This window comes from Colwellia sp. MB3u-4 (assembly GCF_014077065.1).
Classification (GTDB): domain Bacteria; phylum Pseudomonadota; class Gammaproteobacteria; order Enterobacterales; family Alteromonadaceae; genus Cognaticolwellia.
Window position 1 is genome coordinate 1 of the sequence record NZ_JACGVE010000025.1, and the last position, 13,446, is coordinate 13,446.

Annotated in this window: 9 protein-coding genes; 5 read left to right on the plus strand and 4 right to left on the minus strand. The window is 37.4% G+C overall.

The window, feature by feature from the left end:
* The first annotated feature begins 504 nt into the window (after positions 1-504).
* The 4 genes from H4J61_RS00140 (at position 505) to H4J61_RS00155 (ending at position 4,471) form a co-directional block, all read left to right on the plus strand.
* Positions 505-2,298, plus strand: coding sequence for a methyltransferase domain-containing protein (locus H4J61_RS00140; protein WP_182182617.1), 1,794 nt, complete (start codon positions 505-507; stop codon positions 2,296-2,298).
* A 615-nt stretch (positions 2,299-2,913) separates the two neighbouring features.
* Positions 2,914-3,501: a porin family protein gene (locus H4J61_RS00145; protein WP_182182618.1), complete on the plus strand. Its 588-nt coding sequence runs from the start codon at positions 2,914-2,916 to the stop codon at positions 3,499-3,501.
* Positions 3,502-3,665: 164 nt separating this feature from the next.
* The gene (locus H4J61_RS00150) at positions 3,666-3,914 is read left to right on the plus strand and encodes a DUF4282 domain-containing protein (protein WP_182182619.1); all 249 of its coding nucleotides are present in this window, start codon (positions 3,666-3,668) and stop codon (positions 3,912-3,914) included.
* A gap of 269 nt (positions 3,915-4,183) precedes the next feature.
* A complete protein-coding gene (locus H4J61_RS00155; protein ID WP_182182620.1) occupies positions 4,184-4,471 on the plus strand; it encodes a hypothetical protein in 288 nt (95 codons plus the stop codon).
* Between the two features lie 693 nt (positions 4,472-5,164).
* On the opposite strand, the gene H4J61_RS00160 is transcribed toward H4J61_RS00155, so the two are convergent.
* The 4 genes from H4J61_RS00160 to H4J61_RS00175 all read right to left on the minus strand — a co-directional run bounded on the left by H4J61_RS00160 (position 5,165) and on the right by H4J61_RS00175 (position 10,677).
* Entirely contained in the window at positions 5,165-8,383 is a 3,219-nt protein-coding gene (locus H4J61_RS00160; protein WP_182182621.1) for a DUF3427 domain-containing protein, read from the minus strand.
* Positions 8,384-8,729: 346 nt separating this feature from the next.
* Complete coding sequence (locus tag H4J61_RS00165; RefSeq protein WP_182182622.1) at positions 8,730-9,680, minus strand: GGDEF domain-containing protein; 951 nt, start codon at positions 9,678-9,680, stop codon at positions 8,730-8,732.
* 5 nt (positions 9,681-9,685) lie between these two features.
* A complete protein-coding gene (locus tag H4J61_RS00170) occupies positions 9,686-10,315 on the minus strand; it encodes a hypothetical protein (RefSeq protein ID WP_182182623.1) in 630 nt (209 codons plus the stop codon).
* Positions 10,312-10,677 (minus strand): response regulator, encoded by a 366-nt coding sequence (locus H4J61_RS00175; RefSeq protein ID WP_182136348.1) that lies wholly within the window; start codon positions 10,675-10,677, stop codon positions 10,312-10,314. Before H4J61_RS00175 ends, H4J61_RS00170 begins: the two co-directional genes overlap by 4 nt.
* Before the next feature lie 1,064 nt (positions 10,678-11,741).
* On the opposite strand from H4J61_RS00175, the gene H4J61_RS00180 reads away from it, so the two are divergent.
* The gene (locus H4J61_RS00180) at positions 11,742-13,247 is read left to right on the plus strand and encodes a YdiU family protein (protein WP_182182624.1); all 1,506 of its coding nucleotides are present in this window, start codon (positions 11,742-11,744) and stop codon (positions 13,245-13,247) included.
* Positions 13,248-13,446 lie beyond the last annotated feature (199 nt).

Below are 13,446 nucleotides of genomic sequence, written 5' to 3' on the forward strand. Positions count from 1 at the left end.
ATAAAAATAAAAATAAAAATAAAAATAAGGATAAAGCGTAATTTACGTTGATAACATTAGTTCAGCATTGGTTTGAAAGCATTGTTGACACAAAATATAAAATAACTACCTATGATAATTACAGAAGTACTTCATATAAATGGGTTAAAAATACGCCCAAGAAGGCTAATACCTTAAGTGAAAACTTGGTTAAAAAGCACTTCAATATTACTTTTGATGGATGCGGCATTGGGTAGCACAGAGTATTTTAGCCAAAGATCCAAACAACTACCGAAAGGCCGGTACCGCGCTAATGGATATGATTGCAATAATTATGGCCATTTATGGTAATAACTAACACTCACCCAATGAATCTGAACTAGATGATTTTTTGAATTTACTCTCTAATTTACATGAAGATATATAATTGTATTAATTTGTAATGCATTGATAGAAAACAACAATGTGGATAAGCTTTGTGTCACAATGGAACAATAAAAATACCTACGCGAAAGGAACCCGCGCTTGCCTCCTCAATTTTATAATGAAAATGCCAATAAGCTAGCCCAGCAATACCTGTCAAAATCATTTGATGAGGTACATCAAAGCTGGTCGCAACTTTTGCCATCCGTTATAAAAAATGCTCATGCGCGTATTCTTGATATTGGCGCAGGCTCTGGTCGTGATGCTAAACATATAGCGCAACTTGCCGCACAAACTCACGGCACAGAAAACAAGGTTCAAATAGTGGCTGTTGAACCTGCCAACCTATTGGCTGAACTTGGTGCACGGCAAACCACAGGGCTAAACGTAAAGTGGCTGACAGATTCATTACCCGCATTAAGCGTTATCACCAAGCAAGAAGTCAGCTTTGATTTAATTCTATTAAGCGCGGTTTGGATGCATATCCCGGTAAGTGATCGTGCTCGCTCAATACGTAAATTAGCTAATTTACTTAAACCCGGAGGCAAACTGGTTATTTCTCTCAGGCACGGGCAAACCATTGAGGATCGCAATGAACGTAAAATGCATACCGTGTGTGTTGACGAACTTAAACAACTCGCGAGCGATGTTGGGCTATTTACTAAACTAGAAACACAAAAAGAATCAGACAAACTCGGCCGTGATCACGTTTCATGGCAAACCCTAGTATTGCAAATGCCAGACGATGGCACAGGTGCTTTTCCTTTTATTCGCCATGTCGCACTAAACGATGGTAAATCTGCCACCCATAAACTGGCGTTACTTAGAGTTTTATTAAGAATTGCTGATGGTCATGCAGGCGCCGTGCTAAGGCGAGAGCCCTCACCATTTGGCGATCGTGTTATTTTACCGGTAGGCTTAGTCGCGCTGTATTGGTGTCATCAGTACAAAGACTTAATTGATAGTCACAATATATTTCAAACACCGAATAAAAACCCCAACATGGGGTTTATGAAAGCGAATGGCTGGCAGAAATTAACCCATCGCAGCGCGTCAGATTATCGTATTGGCAATCTATTTACCGGTGACGATGCTATCGCTCTACATAAAACACTTTCTGCGGCAGTCAGTAATATTAAAACGATGCCATGTCGTTATATCACCTTCCCTAATAGAGAAGCTAATAGAGAGACCAATAGTGATAACACCGTATTTGAAGTGGCCAGCAAAACCGTAAAAGCCAAAGACAGCATATTTCTTGATTTACAAACCCTTGAACAGTGGGGCGAGTTTTCACTGCCTGAATCAACTTGGTTAGCGTTTAATCGCTACGCCTGTTGGATTGAACCTGTACTAGTTAATGAATGGGTAAAAACCATGGCAAGTTATGCCGGTAATGCACAATATAAAGCGCCTGAAAATCAATATAAATTAGCCCAAGCGCTAAATTGGGAAGAACCTAAACGCACCACTGTTGAGGTACGTAAACGTTTTGAACTCATACAAAACGTATTGCCAAAAGACGAAAAAATACACTGCGTGTGGTCGGCTAAATCATTAAAACAAAAATACGATATTGATCACAGCATGCCTTTTGCTCGCTGGCCGAATAACGATTTATGGAATTTACTGCCAACCGATAGCCAAGTGAACAATCAAAAAAACGATAGATTGCCAACCGAGCAGAAATTAAAAGCGGCTAAAGAAAGAATTCAACATTGGTGGCAAGTTGCTTGGCTAGAACCAGAAGATCAGATTCAGAAACGTTTTTTCGCTGAGGCTAATATTGCCTTGCCGGGATTAAGTTCAGATAACTCGTCAGTAGATGATTTGTTTGAAGCCTTGATGATGCAACGAGGGCGCTTGAAAGAGATGCAGCAATTGAGAGAGTGGTGAATGTTTCAATTTACTCTGTCCTCATTTATTCTTTAACTAGCATGTCTCTTCGGTGCATTGCTGACACTACAGCTAAAAATATTACCTTATATTTTTTAATGAATTAACTACTACCGTAAACGATGTAATGCCCTTTTATATGGAAGTCAGTATGATTTTTTGAGGTGTGTTATTAATACGTCTTAGTAACACACCCTAATATACATGTTATTTAGCATTGGTAGTTTATAACACATTGAAATCATTAGGTGTTTATGTTAATTTAATGTTACCTATGGTGGTTGTTGGAGTACTGCTTTTTATATAGGTGACGTTGAGGGATATATTTTCAATATTATTGTTGCTACTCATTAAGTTATTATATTGTTGTCTGGTTTTTATGTAGAAAAATCAGATATTTAAGTCCAGAATGGGTTTGATAAATGGCGTGTTAAACGCAACCCAAAAACAAACGGTGATTAGCTAGAACGCTGCTAACAAGACAATCAAACGGACACGCAATAGTTGGCTGCGTTTCGCTACACATTTTAGCCAACTATTACTTAGCCGCTATTGCGGCGTTAGTTTCGTAGCCCACGACTCTAGCGATAATCTAAACTGGGCATGGAGTTTAAAATGAAAAAATTAGTATTAGTATCAGCCTTATTGTTATCTTTTGGTTCAGTACAAGCAGCAGAGTCACCTCGTTGGGATAGCGCATCTATTTCTTATCAATCTGTTGATGTTGAAGGAGATAAGTTAACAGGTTTCGGTATTTCTGGTAGTAAGTTACTCGGAGATGATTTTTTTGTAGTAGGTAGTTATGGAAACGCTTCAGATGATATTAATGTGTTCGGATCAAATGTAGATCTCGACTTCAATACATTATCTATCGGCCTAGGTTATCGCTATGCTATTTCTCAAAATTCTGACTTTTTCGGTGTGGTTTCATACGAAGATGTTGAGGTTGAAGCATCATATCAAGGAAATTCAGAAAGTATGAGTGACAATGGTTATGGCTTAACAGTCGGCGTTCGTTCAATGCTTTCTGCAAAGGTTGAGTTAAGCGGATCTATTCAATATGTGGATATTGCTGATGAAACAGAAACTGCTTTTTCTGTCTCTGCATTATATAACTTTACCGAACAATTCTCAGCTGGTGTTGGTTATAGCAAAGCAGACAATGTTGATAAACTTTCTGTATCAGCTGTTTATTTTTTCTAAGTTAAAGTGAAACTATAAGCTGTTCAAGCGGAAAATTTACAGTTGGCTCGCGCTTTGCGCATTATAGCAAACTGTAAATTTACGGTTAACAGAGCGCTAGGCTTTCTAAAACTCCGCTAGTCTAGCGTATATTCATATAGGAGTTATTTCAAAAGGATTTACCCGTGAAAGATATTTTTGTTTTCGATTCAATGTTAACCCCTAAAATTATCACCTTTATTTATTGGCTTATGCTTCTAGGCTGTTTAGTATCAGGTTTGGGATCAATGTTCACTCAATATGGTGGTGGTTTTTTAGTTGGGTTAGGCATCATTATTTTCGGTGCTATTGGCTCAAGAATTTGGTGTGAACTACTCATTGTTTTATTTAAAATTCACGAAAACCTGCAAAAACTTGCTAACAAATCAGAATAAAAGCCTATAAGTCATTAAAGCAGGACAAAAAACAGTTGGTTTTGCTCCTGCGTCGCTTATTTTAACCAACTATTTTTTGCCTCTTAATGAAGCGTTGAGGCTGTAGAATAACTAATTCAGCCAAAATCACTAAATTTTTGTGTTCCTGTATCGCGCTGTAGACGATTTACTCGATATAGGTAATGTATTTGGTACCCCTATTTTTAGGGGGGATTCATAATAAACGAGTTATTCTACAAGCTCGTTATAACTCAAAATAGAGGTCAATCGTGAAATCGAATAAAAAATCAATCTTGATAAGTCTTTTTATACTTATTTTTTCATTACCTGTTTTGGCTGATATGTTTACTCCAAGCCCATTATGCTCAAAACCCTACAAACCATATGAATTCACTGAACAATATCAAGTTGATAGTTTTAATAATGATGTTCAACGCTATAAAAGGTGCATCCAAGATTTTGTCGATGAGCAAAATAATGCAGTAAGAAAACATGAACAAGCTGCAGACAATGCAATTGATGAGTGGAATAGCTTTTTGAGACTTGAGCTGAATTGAGTTATAACAAGAATTTCAAGCGGGACTGTGAAAAATAGTTGGCTTTTGCTCCATCGTCGCTTATTTTAACCAATAATTATTTGCCTCTTAACGAGGCTGGATGCAATTACAGTGAAGAAGTTTATTCTCATTATTCTAATAATATCAATTTCATTTAGTGGGTATATCGCGTATAAAATTTACGAGGCTTCTGCTCCTTTAAAAGCCATTTACGGTAGTGATTTTAGTTTTAAATTAAGTAGTACTAAAATATATAACTTTCTTCGAGAGCCAATATTAATTTGTGGCACTTTATACGATCCAACAGATCTGGAGCGCGAGTATATTTTATGGGGTAATGGTAAAAAAAGGTGGGTTCATTTAGAGGGAATGCACCCGATGTTTACAAGTATCAAAGGAACATTGTGTAATTAGCAGCACCTAACAATAATTTAAAGCGGGACTGCTAATAGTTTTATCGGTTTCGGTACTCATTTTAGAAAACTATTATCAGTCCCTTAAATGGGCGTTATCGATACAAAACCTAATCCGAAGTGTTAAGTGTATTTAAAAGCTAATGTCAGCTTTGTGGCAAAAGTGAATGTTTTAAATACTAATCCCATTATGTATGAACATCTACGCTCCATTAGCAGGGCATCTATCTAATAATAAGAGCTCCAGAATAATGGCAACTTTTTAATGATATTAAATAAATCAGCCAACCGCCAACTTAGCCGTTTCATGCCACAAATACGCTGGCATGGGATGTTTTAACTTCCACGTAATATTCATTGGCTGACTGCCTTCATATTTAACAAAATCTACTGGGCCAAAATTGACAAAACCCATGGTTCTACCATTTTCATCTTTGCCTTGTTCACGGACAAATAACAGGATGATCTTCTTCGCTTCTTTCTGTTGGATGTAACCTAAACCTCGGCCTGAATTGGGTCGTGCGCTGTTCTGAGTTTGCCAGTGAAACAAAGTCGGGCTAATGGCGTAATCATGGTACATGGTGGTGGCTGAAAATTGTTTTTCACATTTATTCAAGGTAACGAATAACAGCTGGGTATTAGCGTCAGCAATATTTAACACACCTTCTTGACTCGATGACTTTTTAGTAAAGGTACTATCACCAAACGCCACAAGAATATGTTCTTTCGGGTAGCGAACATGCATGTTAAGTGGTGATGAATCGACTACCATATTGTTAACTTTTGGCATAGTAAACTCTCTGACATCAAGTCGTTCAATCAGTATTGAAATAACTTCAGCTAGTTCGCTAAGCAGTGTTGTGTTTCTCAGTGCTAGCAAGCTTTCTGATAAATCATTAAAGCCAAGTTGTTTACCTGTTTTATTCCAAAAATCGTAGTGACACATTAAGGCAAACTGTTGTTGGTGCTGTTGGGCGTTTGTCTCTGTGTGATCACTATTTAATCCTGGTATTGAAAAATCGTTATTGCAAAGCGCTTTAATAAAACGTAAATACGAAATTGATGAACAGTTTAATAATCTATTATTAATAGCTCGATAATAAGCCGCATAAAGTGCTTTATTCTCTAGTGCTATTTCGTTGTTCTTGCTTGCAGCAACTAATACTGACCAACCGCCAAATGTGCCAATTTTGATCTTGTAAATATCTTCTAAGGTAATGCTATCGTTAAGATGTAAAAAGTTAGTTAGTGTTAACGGTAATTTTGTATCATGCTGGAAACTTATTATTAAGCTGAATAGCCTATTTCTGTTTAGTGACGCTTGGCTGATGTTTTTCAAGATCATGGCTTGCGTCTTTTCTTGCAATTCAATGCGGCAACCTAAGGGCAGGTGAGGGAAGCCTTGCTTCACTTCTTTGCCAATGGCCTGATTGGTTTTCCCTACTAATGCTCTAAATTTGCTAGAAAAGTCGTATTCTGGCCGTGAATTACCGACAAAATCTAGAATAGTGCAACATTCTTTATTTTCAGTTAAGCGCAAACCTCGACCAAATTGCTGTAGAAAAATAGTTAAGCTTTCGGTTGGGCGTAAAAATAGCAAGGTATCTAGTTCTGGAATATCGACACCCTCATTAAATATATCAACGACAAATAATACATTTATTTTCTTTGATTTAAGTTGTTGCTGCTGGTGCTCACGTTCACTACTGTTATCACTGGTTAATACACCACAAGCAATCTTATGCAGGGTGAATTTTTGCGCCATAAATTTTGCGTGTTCTTTACTGACGCAAAAGGCGAGGGCGCGCATTTGTGATATGTCGGTAACTACCTCTTGCAAGCTTTGTATAATGCGCAAAACCCTTTGGTCGTTATAGGTATAAAGATGAGTTAATTCGGCAATATCATAACGGCCTTTAGACCACGAAATTTTAGTTAAGTCGGTATCATCATCTATACCAAAGTATTGAAAGGGTGAAAGATGGCGTTGATTTATCGCTTCAGGTAATCGTATTTCTGCGGCAATAACGTTACAAAAATCACTGAGAATATCAGTACCATCATGGCGCTCGGGGGTTGCCGTTAATCCCAAGAGTATTTGTGGACTAAAGTGCTTTAATACCGTGCGATAACTACTCGCTGAAATATGATGAACTTCATCAATAACAATGTAATCAAAGTAATCTTCACTTAAGGCTAACTGTTCCGTTTGACTGTTAAGCTGATTATTTAACGATTGAATAGAGGCAAAGAGGTGCTGATATTTGCTTGGTTTATTATTACCAACCCACAACTCACCAAAAGCACTATTTTTTAATACGCCACGATAGGCACCCAATGCCTGCTTTAGTATTTCTTCTCTGTGGGCAATAAACAAAAACTTTGCTTCGGGGTTTTTAGTATAGAAACGGGCAAAGTCAAAAGCAGAAATAATGGTTTTACCTGTGCCTGTTGCCGCAACCACTAAGTTACGGTAACGATTATGCAAGTTTCGCTCAACCTGTAATTTTTCTAATATGGTTTGCTGATGCGAGTGTGGTTTGATATCAAAATAAAAACTCGGCGTTGCATTATTGAACGTGCCTTTTGCTTCTTGTAGGGCGTTAGTTAATTTTTCACGGCTTGCTGCTTTGCCATCAAAGTGTTCAAAATCAGGTGATTCCCAATAGGTTTCAAAGGTGCTGAGCGATTTTTCAATGATATGCGGTATTTCTTGTGAGGTAATTTTAAGGTTCCATTCTAAGCCACTGGTTAAGGCCGAATGCGATAAATTAGACGAGCCAATATAACCGGTATGAAAGCCGGTATTACGCATGAATAAATACGATTTTGCATGCAGGCGTTCGCGGTTAGTATTGTAACTAAGCTTAACTTCAGTGTTGGGTAATGAGGCTAAAAACTCTACCGCTTTTGCATCGGTAGCACCCATGTATGAGGTGGTGATTATTTTTAATTGTTTACCACTTCGGGCGAAAGACTCTAATTCATTTTTAAATATTCGAATGCCAGTCCATTTGATAAAGGAAACCAGCCAATAAATTTTATCTGACGATTGGATCTCTCTTTTAATTTCAGTCTCTAGTGAAACACCAACGTTACTGCCGCAAAACAACTCACTCTGCGTGAGTCCGGTTATCGGCATAATCGCGACTACGTATTTGGGCAGATCAGCAGCAATGGGGTTTGATTTATCAAATAACGCGGTAAGAATTTTGCCTTGGCTATCAAGTAAATTATCAGTGATTAAGGCTTCATCTTTAATGTGTGTGCTAAGCCACTGAACAATAGTATTGGCGAGATTTATTTGTTCATGAATTCTAGACTCGCCATTGGGCACTGAGTCCATAGCAATTTCAATCAAGCGGGTTAAGAAACGAGATAACCAAGTAGCTGCTTCGCCAGTCTCTAATAACCGCTCACCAACATGGAAAGTTTCTCTATCTAAGTTTTGTTCAACTAATTGCGTAATTAACTGCTCGTAGATACCGGTGGTATTCATGAAAATCCTTTTTATTTTAGGTGCTTACTTGCTGTAGGGTATAGTAAATTAAGAAAGAGATAAATGAGGATTTATATTTTTGATAAAGCAGTCAGTAATCAAGAAAGTATTAAAAAACACCAGCAAAGAAAATTTTAAGCTGTTTTTTAATACTTACCTCTTACTGCCCGCCATAAGTACAGGAAAAACCTTTGAATATAGAGCGCGCTGTATGACGAATTAGAGTAAAGGTTAGCGAGCTATGCTTTAGTGCGTTACCTTATATACTTATATATCAAGAAGAACGGCTAACAGTTTTAATCTGTTAGACGAATAATAAGGTTAGCCGTTAGTTTTTGTGGCTAACTTAAACATCGCAATCAAAAAAGCTAACACATTGAGAACGCCCACTGTTTTTTGCCGCATATAAAGCGGTGTCTGCTTCATGAATAAGTGTTTCGTAATTATTGTTTGATGAACGAGAGCAGGTAAAACCAATACTGGCCGATATAGAAACGGCTATTGAGTTATAATAAACAGGTGTGTCGGAAATAATATGCCTCAGCTTTTCTGCTATATAGGCTGCACCAGTTAAATCGGTACCAGGTAAAAACACACAGAATTCTTCACCGCCATAACGCCCTATAACATCACTTAAACGTAATGATTCAGTACAGCGTATCGCCACTTGCCTCAGTACTTCATCACCACATAAATGGCCGTACTGATCGTTGATTTTTTTAAAAAAGTCCATATCAAACATAATAAGAGAAACTTGGTGTTCATATCTGTTAACTCGACTGACTTCATTTCGGAAACATTTTTCCCAATGAGATCGGTTATACAGTTGTGTTAAACCATCAATACTGTTGATACGCTTTAATTCCATAACGGTATCTTTGAGTTTCATGGTGGCTATTGCGATATCGGTCACATCTTTAATGGTAACGCAAACATACTCAACATTATTATCTTGGCCAAATATGGGCGTAAAACAGCAATTTTGATACATAAAATCAACACCACCGGTTACAGAGCGGCCATGTGGAAACTTAAATAAGTAAGCTCTTTGTTCCCAGCCAGAATAAGACGGGCTCTTCAAAATGAGCACACTTTTAATTTTTCTTTCAAACCATTTTTGAGGTAAGTTAGGAAAACAATCAAAGAGATTTAAATCAACAATATCATCAGAGGTGAACTGACAACGAATAGCCATATAGTCATTCCACAGATGTACAGTGCAATGCTTATCTACAACAAAAACGCCAGTATCAACGCAGTCAATAACATTATTAGTGTAAGAAAATTTATTAGTCATAATATTTACAACTCATCAATAAGCCGGTTTAAAACATTTTGTAAGTATTCAACCGAAGAATCTGGCATCAAAAGCAATAAGTCGCACTGAAATGAATGCTGCTCAACACTGTATTGTATTTTTATAGAAAGCGCATGATCCCATATCAAGTGATCTTTATTGAGTAAATTCTCTATTATGATGGATTGCCCCATTATCGATGGCGGCGTATTAAAAAAACGTTCTGATATTTGTTCCGCAATACCTGACAAACAAGCACCATTGATAATATTTGAAATTTCAAGCAATATTTCCTGCTCAACTTCAAATGTTACTTCCTCATCTAAATCAATTAATTGTGCCAGCTGATCGACGTCGGTGTTGCTGAATATGGTAATGGACTCACCACAAATATTAGGATCTACTACATGAGTATAAAAACCCTGACGGACCACCGATATTTGTTCCGCGGGTATCAATCTTTTTAATGTCGTAATTAAGTTTTTCGCTGAAAAAATTTCAATCGAAGGCACAGATAAAGTAACATATTGCTCAAATAAAACAGAAAGTGATTTGCCTGCCTGCCCCATGCCTATGTTACAAATTTCTTGCAAATAGTCTCGTTGATCTTCAGTAAAATTGAAACTATTTTTCATAGTAATTTATGCTTTTTCAAAACTTCTATTAATGTGTTTGCAGAGATAGGTTTTCTAATAAAATCTAATGCTCCGGCGGCCTCAACTATTTTTTTCGCTTCGTCTTGAATATCTGCAGAAATAACAATTGTATTAATAACCATAGCTTCAGCTTGCATTATTTTTAATACGCTAAAACCATCTAATACTGGCATGGTTAAATCTAGAAATAAAAGATCTATTTTCTCAGTACGAAGCACATCAAGTGCTTCTTGGCCGTTTTTTACGATTTGTGAGTTTGCGGCCCAACCTTCAGGAAGTATTCTTTGGAGTTGTTTTCGTGCCACATTCGAATCATCACAAATTAATATAGAAATTGTCATTTTTATCCTGTTGAGTTAGTAAAGCAAAAGCGCAGAGAGTTATAATAATCCCTAGATTTAACTCAAGGTGCCTTAAGTTAGATATCAATAAAATTAATATACAGATGAAAAATCAATTACTAATTAGTTTGAAGGCATAAATGTAGGACTACCCGCTATAATACCACCCAATGTGGAAAATAGGTGGCTTTATTGGCTTTTAACCCCGCCGAGGAGGCCATTTTTGCAAATCACCGGTCTAAACCGAACTAAAAAAACAAGCAATAGCACCCACACCCTATTAAAAACAGCACGATCCAGCTCAAATTAGTTCATTTATCTCTTGTTTAATCCGCACTAAATAAAAGCGTGTACATGGAGGTGTACAGAATAGATTGTGGTTCTTCAAAGGCTAGTTATAGCGGCTATGTTTCATCATAGTGCCACAAAATACTGGGCTGGTTCATCGTATTATACTGTGTAACTTTTCGCTCTTTTTTTGTTTATATAAATCAAGCGTTCAACCCAGTTTTATCTGTTGTTGTGTAACATTGGGTATCATCGTTTTTTCTATCGTTATAAATAAACGTGTAGCCAGTTGTGACCCACGGAGATGATTTTTTTGTGTCTCAGTTATAAAAAATAACAAGGCAGCAAAGTGGAACTAAGCACCTGAAAAATAAATAAAAAAGAGAATAAAATTAAAGTTTTTATTAAATAAAAAACATCTTAAACGTTTCAATATAATAGCTGACCGAGATAGACTCAGTATTGGTATTTCAGTCCATGTAGATTAATTGTTCAGTATCGTTATAGGTATTATAATAAAGCGACTCCCGCACATTAAGACATCCTGATGTTTTTTTGCCACAAGCATGTGAGAAGATACCAACATTGCGGTAAATGTTGAACGATGGTCTTATCCATCGGTGCAAACAAAGCGCTCCAATCAGTGCGCCATTATTGCTTATAATTAGTATGGATGGCATAGTGAATTTACAGTTAATTTACAGTAAGTTTGATAGTGAATTAGCATCGTTAATTGTTATCAACCCATTGAATAAAAATTTTACCCAGAGAGATAAATGACTATAAACCTGTCTAATAACTACCAAGCACTTGGCACTAGCTTTTCAGAGCAAACATTTCCTGCACCTGTGGCTGCGCCCTCATTATTATTGTGGAACGAAACTTTAGCAAAAACCTTAACTATCCCTTTTAGTCAAAAAGATGATGCTGAACTTATCGCACAATACTTCTCAGGTAATCAATTAATTGAAGGAAGCAAGCCGGTTTCACAAGCGTATTCTGGGCATCAGTTTGGTAACTTTAATCCGCATCTTGGTGATGGTCGTGCACATTTATTAGGTGACATTGCTGATACCGAGGGGCAACGCTGGGATATTCAGCTTAAAGGCTCAGGCGTTAGTTCTTTTTCACGTCAAGGTGATGGTCGTTGTGCGCTTGGCCCAGCGCTGCGCGAATATATGATGAGTGAAGCTATGTTTGCGCTTGGTGTGCCAACTACGCGTTGTTTAGCTGTGGTTACTACCGGTGAAAATGTATATCGCGAACGACCTTATGATGGCGCTGTTGTTACCCGTGTCGCGACAAGCCATATCAGAGTGGGTACTTTTCAATATTTTTCGGCGCGTAACGATACTGACTCGCTTAAAAAGTTGACAAATTATGCCATTAATCGACATTTCCCAGAGTTGCTGGTTGAACAGAAGGTAGCAACAACTTCAAGCCCTGATGATGAAACAACGGCTGATGATATTAGTAGCGAACAAGTGCTTAAATTTTTCTCTGCTGTGTTGTCAAAGCAAATACCTTTAGTACTTTCATGGTTAAGGGTGGGTTTTATTCATGGCGTGATGAATACCGACAATATGACTATTTCAGGAGAAACCATAGATTACGGCCCGTGTGCCATGATGAATGCTTATGATTTAGACACTGTTTTTAGTTCAATTGATCGAAATGGTCGTTATGCTTTTGGTAAACAAATAGGCATTATTCAGTGGAATATGACACGACTAGCCGAAACTTTATTACCCTTAGTGGCTAGCGATGAAGATGATGCAGTAGCGAAAATAGAGCCTTTATTAGCGCAATTTCATCAAGATATTCAGCAAGGTTACTTGACTATGATGGCGGCTAAAATTGGCATTGATGAACCAGAGCAAGGTGACGCCCAGTTGATTAATGATTTACTGGCCATTATGCAAAAACAAAAGTTAGATTACACGCAAACCTTCACCGCTTTAACTAAGGCACTGAACAAAAGTGAAATTGAACAGTCACTAGCCGATATGCTTAATGAATGGTTACCTCGCTGGTATGCTCGAATTGAGCCATTTAAAGCTGCTGCACACAGGTTAATGGTAAGCACTAATCCGGTTGTTATTCCAAGAAATCATCATGTTGAAGCGCTGTTAGCGTCTTGCCAAGAAACTGGTGATTTAACGGCGCTAGATAAATTTTTGGCGGTATTGCGACAACCTTATACAGAAATTACTGATACTAAACACTATCAAGATGCACCTGTTGATGGCGATAACTCTTATCATACCTATTGCGGCACCTGATCTGAGCTATAAGATTTGTATAATGAATAACCAAGAGTAATAACGTCGACAGCCATGGTTAATGTGCTGTTGACGAGGTTAAATTTCATTTAACCTGTTGGACTGAAGTCCAACCTACAAGGGGCCTTCGGGTGACATGTGGCGTTGGGCTTTTTTTTGTGATTATTTTTGTGATTTTTTTATTTTTTTATTTTTTTTG

Excerpts from the sequence above, each read along its gene's own strand:
- H4J61_RS00165 (WP_182182622.1), bottom strand. The coding sequence starts at position 9,680 with ATGACTAATAAATTTTCTTACACTAATAATGTTATTGACTGCGTTGAT.
- H4J61_RS00160 (WP_182182621.1), bottom strand. The coding sequence starts at position 8,383 with ATGAATACCACCGGTATCTACGAGCAGTTAATTACGCAATTAGTTGAA.
- H4J61_RS00145 (WP_182182618.1), top strand. The coding sequence starts at position 2,914 with ATGAAAAAATTAGTATTAGTATCAGCCTTATTGTTATCTTTTGGTTCA.
- H4J61_RS00180 (WP_182182624.1), top strand. The coding sequence starts at position 11,742 with ATGACTATAAACCTGTCTAATAACTACCAAGCACTTGGCACTAGCTTT.
- H4J61_RS00170 (WP_182182623.1), bottom strand. The coding sequence starts at position 10,315 with ATGAAAAATAGTTTCAATTTTACTGAAGATCAACGAGACTATTTGCAA.
- H4J61_RS00175 (WP_182136348.1), bottom strand. The coding sequence starts at position 10,677 with ATGACAATTTCTATATTAATTTGTGATGATTCGAATGTGGCACGAAAA.